This is a genomic window from Listeria grayi (genome assembly GCF_900638015.1).
GTDB lineage: Bacteria > Bacillota > Bacilli > Lactobacillales > Listeriaceae > Listeria > Listeria grayi.
The window spans coordinates 2,028,106-2,046,430 of the sequence record NZ_LR134483.1 but is presented as its reverse complement, the minus strand read 5'-3'; the positions used below and the strand labels follow the sequence as shown (position 1 = coordinate 2,046,430).

Genomic DNA, 18,325 nt, shown 5'->3' with positions numbered 1-18,325 from the left:
CCAAGAGCCAACACAAATGGAGCTAGACGTGATCGGAGAAATAGCCAATATTTCGTTTGGCTCGGCATCCACCGTTTTATCTAGTTTATTAAATCAGCCCGTTACCATATCGACACCAAAAGTGGAAATCGTGGATCTTTACAATACCAAAGATGTTGAGATCCCGCACGTTGTGTTAGAAGTGAATTTCCATGAAGGTATCGAGATGAGCAACATCTTTATCTTGAAATCGGAAGTAGCCGCTGCTATGGCAGATCTGATGATGATGGGCGATGGAAAAGTAGACAAAGATGTGGAACTAAGTGAACTTCATTTAAGTGCTGTCCAAGAAGCAATGAACCAGATGATGGGACATTCTGCTACAGCGATGAGTAATCTATTTGACCGGATGATCGATATCACGACACCAAATATAAAAATTATTACTATCAAAGATCAATTAAAAGATTTCAAACAGCAAGATCTGATCAAAGTTTCCTTCGATCTCATTATCGGCGATTTGATCAGCTCAACACTTGTGCAGTTGATCCCTGTCGAAAAGGGGATCGAACTAGCGCATATTCTGCTTGGTGATGCTGCTCCAGTGGAAGAAGTCGAAGCAGAAACACAGCAAGAAACCAACGAGATCTCGCTGACACCAGAAGAACTCGATGTTTTTTTAGAAGTATGTAACATTGGGACAGGCTCGGCTTCAACGGTATTGTCTAAACTGCTGAACCGTAAAGTGACCCTCGCGATCCCTACCGCTCAAGTTATTGACAGCAAAGAATTTGATTATCCGGAGCGACCGTGCATCGTAACGACAGTGGAGTTTGTAGAAGGTCTGAAATCCAGCAATACTTTTATTATCAGTAAACAAGCTGCCTTAGTCATGGCGAATTTGATGCTTGGCGGAACTGGTGAGGTCGATGAAGATGCGGAACTGACGGAATTAGAGTTAAGTGCGATGCAGGAAGTCATGAACCAGATGATGGGTTACTCGGCTACCGCCATGTCGGAAATGCTTGGCAAAAAAATCGATATCAGCCCGCCAATCGTTGAAGTATGCAATGTCGGAGATGCCATGATCCAAAAAGATATCGACGGTGGAAAAACAGTCGAAGTGATTTTCCCGCTAGAAGTCGAATCACTTATCAAAACGCCAATGTACCAGATCTTCAATCCAGAACTTGCAAAAGAAATAGCCCACATGATGCTTTCCGTTCAGGAAGAAGTGCAAGCGGAAACGCCCGTGGAAGAAGTTGTGGAAACCCCACCAGCAGAACCGATCCAAGTGGAGAAAGCTACGCCGCAAATCAGCACTACCGAGACAGAAGCTGTGATCGACAGCATCCCCATTACACTGGAAGTGATCTTTGGGACTGCCAAAGTGAAACTAGCAGATTTTATCACATGGTGCGAAAAAGACATTGTGATCTTGAAAGAAAGCTACGAACAGCCTTTATCACTGCTTGCCAACGGTATCCACATTGGTTCCGGCACATTAGTACGCGTCAACGATCACTTTGGTATCAAGATAACGGAGCTGGAAAAGTAAATGAAGCAGCTGATTTTTCTTTCAGTAATCTTCGCTTTGTTCAGCAGCTATGCGTTGCACACCCATGCCGCAGAATACAGCATGCAATTAGCAGAGTCCCCGGAAACAGGTTTTCAAGTTGGTGACACCATTAGCGTGGAAGCCACACCGGGTCTAGTAGTCCTTAGTCATACTTCTGGGAAGCAGATTTTTATTCCTATCAATGCGGACGGAAAAGGGAGCTATACGATTCAGCCGCAGGATATGGCCGGTAATTATCAAGCAACGCTTTATACAGATACCGACCAATCTGCCCCCGTTATGGAACAGTCTGATTTTCTAAGTATTCAAGAACATGATACAGAAGCGGCTGAGCCAAAACTACAAATAGTCAAAACCGAAGCACAAATAACCGACAAATTGCGGAACCAACTAACTTCTGCGGATAGTCTTGCTGTCGTGATCGCTTCTTCCGAACAAAGTCTCAAGCAAGTGACATTGATCGGTAAGCAAGGCGAAAAAACCGTACAGCAGCCGCTGAAGCAATACATGTGGACACAAGACTACGAAGGAACGATGCCCTTCCGCGAATTCAGTCCAGATCAACCGATCCAGCTGACTGTCGAAGCAGTAACGTATGCAGATGAAAAAGGGAATATCGCATTGGAAGAGCAGCAATTGACCGCAGCACTGCCAGTCGAAAAGGCACTGCAAGTCCAATTAGACAAGCATACTGTAACGAAACCTAAAACGATACTCTATACGGGCCAAAAGCTAACGCTACGTGTCCAAGCACCATATGATCCAACAGCATTCCCACTTATGAGCGGTGAGGATGACCAAACAACGATCCCGCTGGATTGGCAGATAAAAGCAGGAACAAGTCAAGCAGTTGTCACCATTCCACCTGATTGGTCAGGAAAAGAGCTGCAATGGGGAGATTATCACTTTTTAGCAAGGATACATCAAGATCCCTTTGAAAGCTTACTACTCATAAAAAACGGTAATTCCCAGCAAAACGGGACGATTTTCTATCAAAACACAGATACGTGGCGTTTGACCGGACAGCTTTGGCCGGAATATCAAATGATCACTATCCAGCAGAATGCGCCGCTAGTATGGAATGGGCGAAAATTTCAAATGGATTGGAACCCGCTCTGGAATACAATCAAATGGCAAGATTGGGATGGCTCCGTACAAGAAACGGTTTTACCCTGGGATTTCAGTAAAACGGAAATAGTGGAGCCACCGAAAGTGCCAGCCAAGAAGCCGGATCTGCCAACAATGCCGCTGTCTAGCTCGAAACCGCTTGGACCTGCTGCAAAAGTACCACTTAAAACACCAACGTCGCAAAAAGCAAGGCCACTTTCCAAACATGCTCCGACATCGGCATCTGCTGTACGCCCAAGCAGCCAAACGACAGTGAAACATCAAAAGAGATCCTCCACGATCCCTTATTGGCTCGGCGGAGCAGTTCTTATCGGTTTTGTTATTGTTTCAGGAAATCGGGCGATGAAATTATAAAAAGGGAGGAATCAGGATGCGAGTAGATGGTATTCAAGAGAGCGAGACCCCTAAAACCAGTGTAGAAGCCGGGCTTACAAAATCACCATATTCTGAAGCACAAACAGCACTGAAGCCAGCCATGCTACCGGAAGCGGATCAAAAAGAAGATGCGCCCCCGCTCGTTTCCTTTTCTTTCAAAGAATTAGCGGCTCTTCAGACAAATTTGCAGAGTGATGAGCTCCAGCTCTACATGAAACTCATCAGCAATAATCAAGACAAAGTACAAGACCTGCTCTATCTGCTTACTCGTTCCGGAATCATTTATTCGACCGACAGCGAAAAATGGCGACAAATAACGAGAGAAATCACCAGACAATTAGAATCATTAGCGGGCAAACAAGAAAGACTGCTTGCTTATTTTAATAACCAGCCGGCCTATCAAAGCTTTGTTGAGATCAACCAGACGATTTTGAAAGAATGGCAGCAGCTGATTGAACGCATCCCGCTACTTCGCTTTGGTCTTGCAGATAAAGTCGATTTTATCCAAAACATGCAGGATACTTTTCATACAATCAATCGTCATGCCCGCATGTGGAGCGACCTTCAAGGCGTCACCGAACCTTCTCCACGATTGGAAGTCTTTGTCGCTGCTAAAGAAGAAGCTAATTGGATGACGAGGATCATTCAAGAATTCAATCACATTTTTCATGCGCGTCACCTAATGGCATACGAACTTCAGACCGAGAACGTCAATATTTGGAAACTCGGTACCGCCTTTTTGAAAAAAATGAACGCTTATCTGCCGACAATGGAACATTTTCCTAATCCAATCGTCCATAAACATTACATAGAGGCGACCAAACTACTGAACGAACTTTATCAAAATCTTGATCAGCTAGCACAAGGAGAGATCACGCAGGGAGATATTGCCAGACTGCTGGAAAAAATGTATCTCCAATTTCACCGTTTGGTCGGCTGTTTTCAAAAAATGGAACTAGCAGCTGGCTATCCAGAAAAAATCGAAACAGTAGATCCTAATGAAAAAGATATCACAGATCTTATGCAGATCGCCGAACAAGAGATGACATTACTCGATTTACTGCGTAAAGATTTTGGTCAAGCTGTAACAAGTCCGATTTTTTATGCCGCAATAATTATTTTTATAATAATTATCTTGTACAGTATTTTTTGAAAAAACATATACATTTTAAAAATAGTTAAGTATAATTAAATAATAGAAAAATAAAACGAAAATATGGGTTTTGGGGGATAAAAAATGAACCACATCTCCGCGATGCAGCTTTCGAGTGCAAACGCATTTCATCCAACCTCACAAGAAAAAGTCGGAGCGGTAAAGCCGAATGATTTATATGCGCGGCAACTTGATCAAAAATCTGCAAAAAAAGACAGCACGACGATCGAGATCCAAAAATTATTAGATCACATCAATGATAAAAAAACGGCGGTAGAAATCGATACGACCGTCGATAATGTCATGGCTTATAAAGACGCAGTCAAAGGATTTTTAAATTATTACGTCGATAATGTGATGCACTATGACAGCACCACAAACCGGCACCCTAAATATGGCTACCAGCAAAAGATGACAGTAATCAATGAAGCGACGGATAAAGCCGACGCTTTGAATGATGTCATGAATTTGATCGATACAAAATCAGGACATTTGGATATGTTGAACCGAATCGGAGAAATCTCGGGAATGATCTTGAATATTGTTTTATAGGTGGGGAAGAAAATGCAGGAAAAATTGATTCAGTCATTAAAAACATTGATCGCACAGACAGAAGAAGCGTGCAGACAAGCAAAATCAGTCGGCAGTGCTCAAGCAGAAGAAGCGTGGGAAACTGGAGCGGCAAAACAAGCAGAGCTCGATGACCAGTTAGAGAAAACGAAACAAGGCTATGTGGAACTTGCCGAATTGCTAAAGGCAATGGAATTAGAAAAACCCACATTGAGCGAGGCGCAAAAACAATTCAGCCAAGCTGTCAGTGATGAAATAACGGTTTTGAAAAACGCACTATTCGCCAAAGAACAAACACTCAAAGAAATCGTGCTGACTGTCAAAACAAATAATGAAATGAAATTAGCTTTTTCCGAAAAAATAATCGATATGCTGACAGATTTTCATGAAACAGCTAATAACGAGCAATCTATCATGATCAATGAGACTTTTTAAAGAAGAGGAGGCGAGTAGCATTGCGGTTAAGTGATTATAACGTGTCTTTATCAGGAATGAACGCTGCCCAAATAGCAACGATGGTAGCACAGCAAAATATCAGCAACATCAATACAGCTGGATATGTCAGACAAAATGTCAACCAACAGGCGCTATATGGTGACGGTGGTCTATTGCAAGGCAAACAAACCGGTTACGGTGTCAAAGTGACCGACATCGCCCGAGTAACAAGCGGTGCCCTGAATTTACAGTACAACCAGCAGATCGCGAAACAATCTGCCGCAGCATACGGAAGCGGTGCGCTGGGGCAAGCGATGAATCTGTTTGGAACGCTCGGCACGAATACACCAAGTGATTATCTCGATAATTTCTTCACATCTTGGGGAGCGCTTGCCAAAAATCCCGACCAACAGACGAACGCTACTGCACTTTTGTCGGATATGAATTTATTTGAAGGGCAGCTGAACCAGCTTAAACTTGGACTGGATGACTTGCAGCATACGATCAGTACAGACATCCGAGCTTCGGTAACAGGATTAAACGATTTGATCTCAAAATTCGGCAAATTAAATCAAGCGATCGGCAATGCGGGTTCTAATCCTCCGAACGATCTGTTGAATGAGCGGGATTCCTTACTTGCTCAAATGTCTGCCTATGCCAAAGTTTCGACCACCACACATCCGAATAATCCGGAAGTATACGATATTACGATTGGTGGAAGACTGGTGGTTCAGGGAAGCAAGACCAATCAGATCCAAATGACGGCGCAAAATGGCAGCTATCAATTTTCTGTAGACGGCAATCAGCTAGATCTTCCTGAAGGGCAACTTCGAGCTGCTGTTGATGTAGGCGGTAAGGAGATCAAGGATTATCAAACGAAACTGAATACTTTTATGGACGGTTTAGTTGACGGCACGAATCAAGCACAGCTGAACAGTTTCAATAATCAGATCGACCAGATCGCGAAAATAAATCTGCAGCTACAAGCGGATCCAGCAAACGAAACACTGATCAAAAACCGGGACGAAGCAGTACGACAGTTAGCGAAATTCCCGGGCGTGACTGTAGACAGCACTAACGGAACTCTTTCCTACGATGGGAATACCTTTACGATCGCTGCAATCGATACGAACGCAAAAGCATCTGATATCAGCCAATTCTCGATCCCGATCTTTTCCAAAAATCCGGATGGTAGCTTGCAGCTGAATCCAATATTGACAAAAGATAATTCTAGCCAAGGGTTTTTAGGCGCGATCGCGGATCAGATGAGTGCTTTGAAAAACACACCGACTATTGGTAATGCGACGCTAAGCGATTTTATGGATGGATTGATCACAACAGTTGCAACGGACAGTAGCGGTGCAAATGCGATCGCCAAAGCAGAAAATCAGACACTTGATAATCTAAGTAACGCAAAATCTTCTGTCGAAGGTGTTAATATCGATGAAGAAATGACAAATATCATGCAATATCAAAGTTATTATGTCGCTAATACCAAAGCAATGAATATCGTCAACGACATGTTCCAATCACTGCTAAATATCATGTAAGGAGGATGACCGATGCGAATCGCCACCAATCAACAAACAAATACGATCATCAATCAAATCAACAATGCGAATGTACTTATGGGAAAATATCAAACCCAGGTATCGACCGGAAAACGCTATGAAACGATGAGTGAAAACCCGGCAGCAACGACGCAGGTGCTTTCTTATAATCATATTTTAAATCAATTGAACCGTGAGCAAAAAGACGTTAGCGATGCGAAGAGCTTGCTTACAAGCGCAGATACTTCGCTATCCTCTATGAATGACGCAATGTCCCGTATCAATGCGATCGTTTTGCAGTCACTGAATGGAACGACTGACGAGAAAAATATGAACCAAGCAGCAGAAGAAGTAAAAGGCCTGCTACAATCGCTCGTTTCCCTAGGAAATACAGATGACGACGGCCGCTACATTTTCAGCGGTTCCAGCACCAATACCAAGCCGTTTACGATCAATAGTCAAACTGGTGTGATCGCGTATAACGGAACCACCGACAACAAAAATTTCAAAGTTTCTGACAGCCATGAAGTGGAAGTTTACCACGACGGCAGCCAGCTGACGCAGATTTTTAACACGATCAACCAAATCGTTCAGGCAATGCAATCCGGCGATAAAGATAGTTTACGAGGATTCCAAGAACAAAATGAAGCAAATCTGGATATTCTTTCTAATAAAATGACGAGCGTAGGCGGACAAAAAAACAGCGTACTGGCTTACGATAATATTCTTTCGTCAAAAATCATCGACTATAAAGACCGCAAATCAAAAGTCGATGAAGTGGATGGTCCAGAAGCGATCAGCAACTTGAACCAAGCATCGATCGCGTATCAAGCTTCCCTGAAATCGAGCGTTATTATCCAGCAGTTAAGTATCTTGAATTATATGTGAGGTGAGAAAAATGAGCAGTTCCATTATTGACAGTTTGCTTGACCCGAATCAGTATTACACACAGTTTATCCAGCTTTCTCAATCAACGCTAGAGAGTGCGAAAACACCATTTCAAAATCAAATCACTACGTATCAGTCGACAATATCGACATACAACAACTTAAAAGCAGCATTGGCGAATTCTTTGAAAGTATTTAACGGCTTTACCACGTATGCCAGCCAAACCAAATTGGCAAGTTCCACTAACGAAAGTGCTTTTAGCGCAACTTCTTCTTCCAGTGGTGTAAACGGCTCTTATTCCGTGGAAGTCACTAGACTGGCAACGTCTGATACTTACAACAAAAGCGTTCAGAATATAGGCGCGGAGATTGGTTTAGGAGGAACGATCACACTAAATGGTAAAGCTATCACGATCGATGAAAAGGATACGTATAAAGACGTTCTTAATAAAATCAACAGTAGCAATGCTAAAGTAAATGCCTATACACTTGGCGGTAACATGGTGATCACAGCAAATAATACCGGGAAAGCAAATACTATCAGCTTCGGTGGCGATCAAGATCTGCTAGCTGCATTAGGACTGGAAACAGACTCACCCAACCATCTTGCAGCGGAAGATGCTTTACTCAAGATCAATGGCGCGGATATTACCAGCACTACAAATAAAGTAAGCGACATTATCCCCGGCGTCACCCTGACACTTAAAAAACCGACAACTCAAATCGAAACATTGACAGTTCAAGAGCAAAAAGACACCCAGGCAAGTGCGATGATCACAAACTTTGTGAATGCCTATAATCAAGTATTGACTGTCATGAACACATATGCAGGGGATGGAACCTCGTTACAAGCGTCCACCGTTGACCTTGCTACAGACCGCGCACTAAATAGTATTTTCAAATTTACAAAGAACGGCAGCGGCATTTTTGACTTTGGTATCAGCGTAGACAAAACGGGTGTCTTATCAATCGACAGCGCAAAACTAGAAGCCAAACTTGCAGAAGACCCAACTTCAGCGGAGAAATTCTTCTTCGGCATCGGCGGATTCGGCGATACTTTATCCCAGTCTTTCGACAAGATATACGGAGCAACTGGAATTGTCAGCGATGAAACTGGCTCACTAAACAGTGAGATCGCTAAACTAAACACAAAGATCAACAGCATCACCGATCGTAACACGACGATGCTCGACCAAATCACACAGCAATACACCAAATGGCTAACACAAATGAACAATTTGCGATCAAGCGCTACAGTAATGGACGCATTGATCGACGGCATGAACGCAGGAAGTAAAAATTGATAGTAGGTGACGAAAATGCAAGCATGGAAAAAATATTCGGCAAGTGAGATCTTAACAAGCAATCCCATCAAAAATACGATCTATATTTACGAACGCTGCATCATTGAATTCAAAAAACTGGAACAGAATTTCGCCGATTTTAAATTCAGTGAAGCAGACTTGATACTGGATAAAATGGAAAAAGTATTTGAAGAGTTGAAACTGCAATTGAGTCCGGAAGCGGACAAAGAACTATTCGATAATATTTATGGCTTATATGAATGGATCACTGAACAGATCAAACAAATGCAAATGTTCCGCAAAGCGGTAAATGTCGATACGATCATCCACATTATTACCCAACTCAAGGAAGGTTACGAAGGAGCGCTTGCCAGTGAATCCAGAGAGCATACAGATACTGAATCGATTTAAAGGGCAATTTTTGGAAAGCGGCCAATTACGCGTGTCTGATTCTGAGTATCAAATGTCTATAGAAGAAGTCACGACATATCTAGCTTCCTTACAGTTAGAAGAAAAACGTGAATTAGCACTAGAAATCAAAAAAACGATCGAAAAAGCAATGATCTTTACCGACAATCAAATCAGACAAGTAAAAGAAACTCTGGAAACAGGCAAAAAACGCGATCGAGCGAACCGCAATTATGCGAAGTTTTTCTAAAGAAAGAAGGTTTTGACGTGGACAACTATGTGGCTAGTTTAGGAAGCTATATCAGTTACCTACAAAGTTCCAACACACTTATTTCCGATAATATCGCCAACGCCCAAACAGCCGGCTATAAAGCAAAAGAATCAAGCTTTGAACAAAATCTGCAGCAAGCAGGCAGCCTGCGGGAGACAAATCCCAAACATATGGCTGGCGAAAGTGCCGGAAGCGCCAACGTCCGCATCACAGAAAAAGCAGGCAGCGTCAATGAAGACGGCAATAATGTCAACGTGACCGATGAAATGATCGGCTTGACGAAAAATAATCAAATGTATGCCATTGCGATCAATGCACTCAATTATGACACAGCCATCGGCATCGCAGCACGCGGAAAGTAGGGAAATGAAATGTTTGAATCAATCAATACAAACGGCTCGGCTTTAAACGCAGCCAAAACTTGGATGGAAATCAGTTCCGACAATATCGCGAATGCCAATTCCTCCGCTGCACCGGGAGAAGCCCCTTACGCCAGAAAAAGTGTCGTCCTTCAGGAAATCAGCCCCTTTGAAGCAAAATTAAATGGCGTAAATGGTGTAAAATTAGAAAATATCGTCAGTGATACAAAAAATGTAAAAACAGTTTATGACCCGACGCATCCTAATAGCGACCAAGACGGTTACGTGCGTTATGCCAATATTGACCTGACAGCTGAAATGACGAACATCATGGTCGGCCAAAAAATGTACGCCGCTAACACCTCTGCTTTGCAAGCCAATGAAAAAATGCTCGATAAAGAACTAGAAATCGGAAAGATCTAAGGAGGTAATCGCATGGCAATCGAAGGAATAGCAAGTAGTGCCGTAAGTTCCTTACCGCTGCAGTCACCTAAAGGCGGAACGGAACAAGTAACCGAATCCGCGGACACATTTGCCAGCATGTTTGACAAGATGAGTGATGTCCAAAATAACGCAGAAAACTCCGCATACAAAATGGTTACCACAGGCGAAGGGAATACCAGCGATGTGCTGATCCAAATGAAAAAAGCAGAATCACAGATGAAAACAGCCGCCGTGATAAGAGATAATTTAGTAGAAAGTTATAAACAGCTTTTAAATACGCAAGTGTAAAGCAATAGTTCCGGGGAGTGAACACTGCTAGGCACAGAGAAAATGGAGCGAAGTTTCTGTTATGACAAGAATTAAAACAATGTATTCGAAGTTAAAGAACTGGCACAAGGCCGCCATTTTAGTCGGCTTTTTTGTCATTGTCACAGTAGCGCTACTTTATATGAATCAGCCAAGTACCAAAGTCACTTTATTCAAAAATCTGTCAGAAACCTCTCAGACACAAGTGACCGACGAATTAGGCAAAATCGGAGTAGACTATACGATTGATAAAAATGGGGATATTTTAGTCGATAAAAGCGTGGAAAAATTAGTAAGAGATAAAATGGAAGAAGATGGCATTCCTTACACAGGAACCGACGGGAACGATATTTTACTAAACAGCTCACTTGGAGCAAGTGAAGAAGACAAAAAAATGCAAGAACAAGTAGGGACGAAAGCGAACTTAGAGAAAGAGATCTTGCAAAGCTACAGCAATGTAGTAGACAGTGCGACCGTTCAAATGACCATGCCAGAGTCCGATTCGATCTTTGAAGAAGCGAGTCAAAAAGGTTCCGCGGCAGTAACGATCAAAACCAAAGGACAAATGTCGCTCAGCACTGCTCAAGTCCAAGGCATCCAAAGAACCGTCAGCGCAGCGATCCCGAACATCAATGCAGAAGAAGTAGCCGTGATCGATTCCAAACGCGGTGTTGTTTCTGATTCTGCAACCACAGCCAAAGATGAAGGAAGTTCCGCTTATAAAAACGAAGTGGATATTCAAGACGCGATCGGAAAAGACATCAAAACCGATATTGAAGACACACTTTCGAGTATATTTGCACTGAAAAACTTCCGTGTAAATACGAATGTTACCGTAAATTTTGACGAGATCAAACAAAAAACGGAAAAATATCCGCGAGACGGAAAAGTCCGCAGTGAACAAAAAGACAGCACTACCGATAAATCGACAGGCTCAGCAGGACAGGCATCCGGAACAGAATCAAACGCTGATGTTCCGAATTATACAGAAAACGGCGGAAACAGTGATTCTACCTATACGAGCGAAAAAAACAGCGAGACTACTAATTATGAACTTGACTCGACGATGCAGGAAATCAAAAAACACCCAGCACTTGCGAAAACCAACGTTGTCGTTTGGGTAGATCAAAACACATTAGACGCCAACCGCGTTGATATGAATGAATTTACAAAAGCAGTCGGCGTAGCAGCAGGATTAACACCTAACATGACTGACCCTAACGGTGATGGTGATGGCGGTGGCAATGCAAATGCAAACGCCGACGGAAACGGAACTAACCAAGAAGTTTTTGACGGCACTTTCAAAAACGGTGAAGTTACGATCATGCCGATCACATTCTTGAAAGATGACACAGCCGCACCAACCGCAAAACCAGCTGCGAAACCAGCAAGCCACGCGTGGGTATGGTGGATCCTTGGCAGCACATTACTGCTACTTATTGCTGGCGGAATAGTTTTCTATATTATTTGGCTGAAACGAAAAGAACAGATCGAAGAAGCAATCGCAGAAGACTATATTTCACCAGAAGAAGCATTAGTCGAAAAAGAACTAAGCGAACAACCTGATTTCCAAATCGATCCTGACGCAATGACAGAGCCTTCCATCTTGACCAGAAGAGAGAACTTAAAAGAAAAAATCAGCGATCTTGCAAAAGAAGACCCAGGCAGAGCAGCTGCAATCATCCAAAAATGGCTCAATGAAAGGCAGGCCTGATAGCTTATGGCAGATACATTAAAAGAAACGCTAGAACAATTAGAAATAAACGAAAAAGCAGAACAAGAAACAGCACAACAAGAAAAAACGGCAGAAAGTGAAGCAGTTGATCTCGCTTCCTCTTCCAAGCGTGAAAAAGCAGCACTCATTATTTGGAACCTGGACGAAGATGTGGCGACCGAAGTTGTCGACCTGCTGCCGGATGCATCGAAACAGCGTCTGGCACGCGAAATGGCAAAGCTGAAAGAAATGGATGGCAATGTCGTGGAAGAAGCATCGCGCGAATTTATGACAGAAATGGACTTGCTGAATACAGGGATCGCCAAACTTGACCGCGAACACTTGCGTCGCTTGTTCCCGAACATGTCAGCAGAAGAATTGAATCAGCTGATCTATGGCTTAGAAACCGAAGCACGGGTCGGCGAAACAGCGATCGACATCCTGCAAGAAATCGATGATGTCGATTCATTATTCACTATCATCAGTGACGAATCCCCGCAAACCATTGCAATGATCGCTTCTTATATGAAACCGGAAGAAGCTTCCAAACTACTTGGCTTGCTTCCAGAAGAAAAAATGATCCGTACTGTGATTGGTGTAGCAAGTTTGGAACAGTTTGACAGTGAAGTGATGCAGAATATCTCTAATTTACTACGGATCAAGCTAGACACCATGGCCAGCAGTTCGATCAACAAAACAGATGGTATCAAAAACGTGGCGAATATCCTTAACAACGTATCCCGCGGCTTAGAACGCACGATCTTTGAATACTTGGACGAGGAAGAACAAGACCTCTCCGAACGCATCAAAGAAAAAATGTTTATGTTCGAAGATCTGCTTATTTTGGACAATATGACCTTACAGCTCGTACTCGCAGAAATTCAAGACAACAACAAGATCGCCCGTGCGCTTAAAAACGAAAAAGAAGAGCTTAAAGAAAAGATTCTTTCCTGTGTATCGAAAAACCGTCGCGATATGATCGTCGAAGAAATCGATGTATTAGGACCAGTTCGTCTTTCTGAAGTAGAACAAGCACAACAAGATATTTCCGGTGTTGTCCGCAACATGGAACGCGAAGGGAGAATCATGATCGTTCGAGGTGACCAAGATGTCATTATCTAACAGTCGAATCCCCAAAACTGCCGTAGAAATCTCCGAAACGCCAGTAGAATTGGTATACTTGGAAGAAATCACAGAAAGCGCAGAAACCGATTCCGACAACCAAGAATTAATACAAGCACAAGCTGCCTTGGAGCAAGAAGCACAACAATTAGCAGTAAGTAGACAACAACTCGAGCAGCGATTGGAAGCATTAGAATCCGAAAAAGCCGACTTGCTGAATAAACAAGCGGAATGGGAACAAACCAAACAAACCGAACGTCAAGAATGGGAAAAAGAAAAGCAGCAGGTCTACCAAACGGTCACCCGCTTTTTATATGAAGAAAGTATCCAACTGGCCGAACAAGTCGTCCAGCAAACGATCGATGAACGGCAATTGAAAATGACTCCACTACTTGTAGAAGTCATCCAAAAACTGCCGATCTCCTTTGAGAAACTATGCGTCACGATTCACCCGGAAACATTGGAAGCTCTAAAAGCCGAACACGCAGACGACAAAGAAGCATGGCTGATGCAGAACATCGACTGGCGTTTTGATATGCGGCTTGGCTACGGAGAATTCAGTGTAGAAGAAGAAAAAGAATACTTTGAATACCGCTTTCCGGAAATCTTCGCTGCAATCAAAGTACAAAGTGAACGCCTACTTGCAGCTAAAGGTGGCACAGCAGATGTTTGAACCGAAAACAGCAGCATGGCAAACGATCAAGCGTGCTATTCCTTACATTAGAAAAGGAAAGATCCATACTGTACAAGAACAGCTCTATATCTCAAAAGGCCCGCAAATGCAGATCGGTGACACTGTGACAGTCGGCGAGAAAAAGGTCTTGTGCGAAGTGATCTCGATTGAAAAAGAAAATAATATGCTCTTACCCTTTAATCAAACGGATAAAGTTTCAGCAGGAGATTGGGTCTACCCAAACGATGCCGAGGTCACGATCCCGGCAAGCGGCGAACTGCTCGGCAAAGTCTTAAGCGCAACAGGCGAAGTTATCAATGGCGATCCAGCTGGAAACACGCAGAAAATCGCTTTAGAAGCACCGCCGATCAACGCCTTTGCCCGCCAAGAAATCACCGATAGCCTAGAAACAGGTATCAAAGCAATCGACGGCATGCTCACGATCGGCATCGGCCAGAAAATCGGTATTTTCGCCGGTTCAGGTGTCGGAAAATCCACCCTACTCGGCATGATCGCGCGTAATGCTAAAGTCGATGTCAATGTGATCGCCCTAGTCGGCGAGCGTGGACGGGAAGTAAAAGACTTTATCCGCAAAGATCTTGGCGAAGAAGGCATGAAAAAAAGTATTATCGTAGCTGCTACTTCCGATGAGAGTCATTTAATGCAGCTCCGCGCTGCCAAATTAGCTACTTCGATCGCAGAACACTTCCGTGATCAAGGGAAAAACGTCTTATTGATGATGGACTCGATCACTCGCTTTGCGGATGCTAGAAGAAGTGTTGACATTGCAACGAAAGATTTACCCATTGGCGGAAAGACATTGCTGATGGAATCATATATGAAAAAATTACTCGAACGCTCTGGAAAAACAGAAACCGGCTCGATAACTGGTATCTATACAGTTTTAGTTGACGGCGACGACATGAATGGTCCGATCCCGGATCTGGCGCGTGGGATTTTAGATGGACATATTATCCTCAAGCGGGAACTTGCCATTATGAACCAATATCCCGCGATCTCCGTTCTGGACTCGATCAGCCGTGTTATGGAAGAAATCACGACAAAAGAACACTTTGCCGCTTCCAATAAACTGCGCGAATGGCTCAGTACGTTTCAAGAAAACGAACTGTACTTCAAATTAGGAACCATCGAACAAACAAAAGACAATACCGCGATCTTCCTCAGCCAGAAAAAAGCGATCCAAATCAATACAATGCTGAAACAACCGCGAGACGAACACGTTACGTTCGCGGAAACACTTCAACAAATGAAACAAATCTGTGAAGGAGATGGACTAGCGTGAACCCTGTCGAACAAGTAATCACCGCCCGCAAAGCGGAATTCAATCAAGCCATGACAGCCAATCAGACCGCACAAAATCCGAAAGCATTTCAAAGTGCTTTAGAGCAACAATCGATGGAAACCGCTGAAAAAGCAAGTCCGTCTTCTAACAAGGCTACTTCTTTAGACCAGCAGATGGCTTACGCACAATCCGTTTATGAAGCGATTTTAGCACAAGGGACCACAGCAGCTCCCGCAGTTAGCCAGCCTGTAAAAACGACCGCAGCAAGTATTTCAAGCAGCCCGCAATCCGTAACTTCCACACATGACGGGAAATACGCGACTGAGATCGCAGCCGCTTCCAAGAAATACGACGTACCAGAAAGCTTGATCCGCAAAGTGATCGAAGTAGAATCGAATTTCAATCCGAATGCCGTTTCCAGTGCTGGTGCGACCGGCTTGATGCAGCTGATGTATGGGGAAAACCGCTTAGACCCAGCAGCCAATATCGATGCTGGCGTCAAACAGCTATCCGGCTATATCAAAAATTACAAAGGCGATCTGTCACTTGCACTTGCCGCCTATAATGCAGGACCAGGCAATGTACGCAAATACGGCGGAATCCCGCCATTTACCGAAACCCAAAACTATATCAAAAAAATCCTCGGAAAGGACGTGGGTTGATCCATGAGCGAATGGCAACAAAAATGGCAAGCATGGCGTGATATGACTGTGGCAATGCAGACCGAGATCAAAACCGAAGCAGCAGAAAAAGTGAAAAGTCATTTACTAGCCTCAGAATTTGAACAAGCGATCCAAGTCATCCACGAAACCGAAGCCTTAGTAGCAGAACTTGATCTAACAGAAAAATGGGCACACTTAGAACGAAAACTCGCTGATTTCTCCAGCACGATGAAGGCAGAAAGCAAACCCTTCCAAGCCGGACAATTAAGCCAAATCGAAGAACAGCGCAAAGAAGCACCAAAAGGATTTGCAGCAGAAACCGTAAAAGAAGAAGCAAAACAACTGCTAGCAGCCCGCGATTTCAGCTTTGTCGGCGAAACAGACACCTACATCCATTTCGTCAAAGCCAGCCGAAACTACTACTTGAACCTCTTCCACCCAGCCAAAGAAAAAGACGAACTGCGACAAGAATTAGAAGCAATGCGCCAATATAAAAATATCGGCTGGATCTGCCGCAACCAGAACGAATCCGCCGAAGCAAAGAAAATCATCGACGAATGGTTGGAAGAATTAGAACCAGCCAAGAAAAAATTCCTAACAATGAATCTAGCGGTCATCACGGAGATGAAAGCAAATCCGGCTATGACGTTTCAGTGAATGAACAGTTAGCAGAAGCAGAAAAAAAGCTTGAAGCACTTGATTGAGTTTGATTTTTATGACTAGGATTGGGTAAACGAGCTTAAACTAGAGAATTAAACGACAATCACACGTATTTAGGGTATTATTGTTTAGAGAAAGGTCCGCCTACCAAATAATGGCAAATGAAAAAAGCTATATATTGCAAGGGCCCTCATATAACCGAGAAATCAAAGACTTCTTTGATTTGCTAGGAGGAAATAAATAGAAATGAAGCTTATCAAGTATAAATCATTGTTACTTTTTTTATTTGTTTTTTATTTTTGTATGGGAGCTTCTAAGTTTGCACAAGTTTTATGGTTTGATAAAACTGGAAACCTTGTAAACTATTCACTTTCCTATTAAAGGAAATCGTGGAATATGATATGCTAACAAAAAAAATTTAGCTATATATAGGATTGCTGCAATCTGCGTTTTCATTTATTGTCTTTGGCATAGCAAGCTGTCTAGGGGGATAATATATTTTTGGATGAGAAGAAAGTTAGAGAGAAGTAGACTTAACTTATAGATCTTAATCGAACTTAAAGGGTATAGTTTGTTAACTCTAGCAGTTTCATTTAGTAAGATAGAAAATAAAATTATAAAAAACACTAAAAGTCTAGAAAGTATAATTTCTAGGCTTTTTTATCTAATTATGGCAACTTTCTCGTTTTTTGTCAAAGAAAGTTCAGGAAATGTTCGCCTTTCGTTCGCCTCAGGCTGTGCTAAAATACAAGAGTACAGTAAAAATAGACATCAAAGGAGAGAATGAAATGGCAGGACAAATCAGAATGAGCCCGGCAGAATTACGGGATCGCGCCAAGAAATACGGGACGAGCGCACGAGAAATCGATCAGATCTTAAATAACTTGAAAAATCTACAAGAACAATTACGAGGAGAATGGGAAGGACAAGCCTTCGCACGTTTTGATGAGCAATTCAACCAACTAAAACCAAAAGTCGTCCAATTCTCCGATCTACTCGACCAGATCCAAGGACAATTAGAGAAAACAGCGACTTCTGTGGAGAACCATGACCGCGAGTTATCGCAGAACTTTGGTCTCCATTAAGGTTTCCAAAAACTGGAAAAGTCATGCACGAAGGTGTATGGCTTTTTCTACATCAAGGAGGGATCGTAAATGGCAGATGGAATCGTAAGCAATCTGGGCATTGCTCAGGGACACGCGACAAGCCTACAAAACGCACTGACCGCGTTATCTGGAAACTGGACACCAGATACGGATAAAAAAACGACCTTGCAGGGAAACACGAAGCTGCAAACGGTCAGCACGCAAGAACTAGCTTTACTAGCCTCCCTTCGTAGTGTCTTAGAACAAGATATTGCGAATATCCACAGTGTGGCAACAGATTTCGAGGCACTCGATCAACAACTACAACAAAACTTTACATTGCCATCATTACCATAGG

Annotated in this window: 21 protein-coding genes; all 21 read left to right on the top strand. The window is 43.1% G+C overall.

Features of this window, described 5'->3' with window-relative positions:
• Window positions 1-16: 16 nt before the first annotated feature.
• The 21 genes from EL241_RS09975 (at window position 17) to EL241_RS09875 (ending at window position 18,324) form a co-directional block, all read left to right on the top strand.
• Complete coding sequence (locus EL241_RS09975; protein ID WP_036105034.1) at window positions 17-1,537, top strand: flagellar motor switch protein; 1,521 nt, start codon at window positions 17-19, stop codon at window positions 1,535-1,537.
• The gene (locus tag EL241_RS09970) at window positions 1,538-3,040 is read left to right on the top strand and encodes a hypothetical protein (RefSeq protein ID WP_036105036.1); all 1,503 of its coding nucleotides are present in this window, start codon (window positions 1,538-1,540) and stop codon (window positions 3,038-3,040) included.
• 16 nt (window positions 3,041-3,056) lie between these two features.
• Entirely contained in the window at window positions 3,057-4,214 is a 1,158-nt protein-coding gene (locus EL241_RS09965) for a hypothetical protein (RefSeq protein WP_036105038.1), read from the top strand.
• A gap of 84 nt (window positions 4,215-4,298) precedes the next feature.
• Window positions 4,299-4,766 (top strand): YaaR family protein, encoded by a 468-nt coding sequence (locus EL241_RS09960; RefSeq protein WP_036105040.1) that lies wholly within the window; start codon window positions 4,299-4,301, stop codon window positions 4,764-4,766.
• Window positions 4,767-4,778: 12 nt separating this feature from the next.
• Complete coding sequence (locus EL241_RS09955; RefSeq protein WP_036105042.1) at window positions 4,779-5,219, top strand: hypothetical protein; 441 nt, start codon at window positions 4,779-4,781, stop codon at window positions 5,217-5,219.
• A gap of 20 nt (window positions 5,220-5,239) precedes the next feature.
• A complete protein-coding gene (gene flgK / locus EL241_RS09950) occupies window positions 5,240-6,769 on the top strand; it encodes a flagellar hook-associated protein FlgK (protein ID WP_036105045.1) in 1,530 nt (509 codons plus the stop codon).
• Between the two features lie 12 nt (window positions 6,770-6,781).
• Window positions 6,782-7,657, top strand: coding sequence for a flagellar hook-associated protein 3 (locus EL241_RS09945; RefSeq protein ID WP_003754697.1), 876 nt, complete (start codon window positions 6,782-6,784; stop codon window positions 7,655-7,657).
• A 10-nt stretch (window positions 7,658-7,667) separates the two neighbouring features.
• Window positions 7,668-8,960, top strand: a complete 1,293-nt coding sequence (locus EL241_RS09940) for a flagellar hook-associated protein 2 (protein WP_036105048.1) — start codon at window positions 7,668-7,670, stop codon at window positions 8,958-8,960.
• A gap of 15 nt (window positions 8,961-8,975) precedes the next feature.
• Window positions 8,976-9,371 carry a flagellar export chaperone FliS gene (locus EL241_RS09935; protein ID WP_003754700.1) on the top strand — a complete coding sequence of 132 codons (396 nt, stop codon included), beginning with the start codon at window positions 8,976-8,978 and terminating at the stop codon, window positions 9,369-9,371.
• Window positions 9,334-9,618, top strand: coding sequence for a hypothetical protein (locus EL241_RS09930; RefSeq protein ID WP_036105050.1), 285 nt, complete (start codon window positions 9,334-9,336; stop codon window positions 9,616-9,618). Before EL241_RS09935 ends, EL241_RS09930 begins: the two co-directional genes overlap by 38 nt.
• Window positions 9,619-9,635: 17 nt before the next feature.
• A complete protein-coding gene (flgB, locus tag EL241_RS09925) occupies window positions 9,636-10,001 on the top strand; it encodes a flagellar basal body rod protein FlgB (protein WP_003754704.1) in 366 nt (121 codons plus the stop codon).
• A 9-nt stretch (window positions 10,002-10,010) separates the two neighbouring features.
• Window positions 10,011-10,421, top strand: a complete 411-nt coding sequence (gene flgC, locus EL241_RS09920; RefSeq protein WP_036105052.1) for a flagellar basal body rod protein FlgC — start codon at window positions 10,011-10,013, stop codon at window positions 10,419-10,421.
• A 12-nt stretch (window positions 10,422-10,433) separates the two neighbouring features.
• A complete protein-coding gene (gene fliE, locus EL241_RS09915) occupies window positions 10,434-10,730 on the top strand; it encodes a flagellar hook-basal body complex protein FliE (protein ID WP_003754707.1) in 297 nt (98 codons plus the stop codon).
• A gap of 61 nt (window positions 10,731-10,791) precedes the next feature.
• Window positions 10,792-12,462, top strand: a complete 1,671-nt coding sequence (gene fliF, locus EL241_RS09910) for a flagellar basal-body MS-ring/collar protein FliF (RefSeq protein ID WP_126320546.1) — start codon at window positions 10,792-10,794, stop codon at window positions 12,460-12,462.
• Between the two features lie 6 nt (window positions 12,463-12,468).
• A complete protein-coding gene (locus tag EL241_RS09905; protein WP_003754711.1) occupies window positions 12,469-13,584 on the top strand; it encodes a flagellar motor switch protein FliG in 1,116 nt (371 codons plus the stop codon).
• Window positions 13,571-14,257 (top strand): FliH/SctL family protein, encoded by a 687-nt coding sequence (locus EL241_RS09900; RefSeq protein ID WP_036105055.1) that lies wholly within the window; start codon window positions 13,571-13,573, stop codon window positions 14,255-14,257. The genes EL241_RS09905 and EL241_RS09900 overlap by 14 nt, the downstream gene beginning before the upstream one ends.
• Complete coding sequence (locus EL241_RS09895; protein WP_003754714.1) at window positions 14,250-15,560, top strand: FliI/YscN family ATPase; 1,311 nt, start codon at window positions 14,250-14,252, stop codon at window positions 15,558-15,560. The genes EL241_RS09900 and EL241_RS09895 overlap by 8 nt, the downstream gene beginning before the upstream one ends.
• Window positions 15,557-16,222, top strand: coding sequence for a lytic transglycosylase domain-containing protein (locus EL241_RS09890; RefSeq protein WP_036105057.1), 666 nt, complete (start codon window positions 15,557-15,559; stop codon window positions 16,220-16,222). Before EL241_RS09895 ends, EL241_RS09890 begins: the two co-directional genes overlap by 4 nt.
• 3 nt (window positions 16,223-16,225) lie before the next feature.
• Window positions 16,226-16,879: a hypothetical protein gene (locus EL241_RS09885; RefSeq protein ID WP_036105060.1), complete on the top strand. Its 654-nt coding sequence runs from the start codon at window positions 16,226-16,228 to the stop codon at window positions 16,877-16,879.
• 791 nt (window positions 16,880-17,670) lie between these two features.
• Complete coding sequence (locus EL241_RS09880; RefSeq protein ID WP_036105062.1) at window positions 17,671-17,967, top strand: WXG100 family type VII secretion target; 297 nt, start codon at window positions 17,671-17,673, stop codon at window positions 17,965-17,967.
• A 69-nt stretch (window positions 17,968-18,036) separates the two neighbouring features.
• The gene (locus EL241_RS09875) at window positions 18,037-18,324 is read left to right on the top strand and encodes a TIGR04197 family type VII secretion effector (RefSeq protein ID WP_126320329.1); all 288 of its coding nucleotides are present in this window, start codon (window positions 18,037-18,039) and stop codon (window positions 18,322-18,324) included.
• Window position 18,325 lies beyond the last annotated feature (1 nt).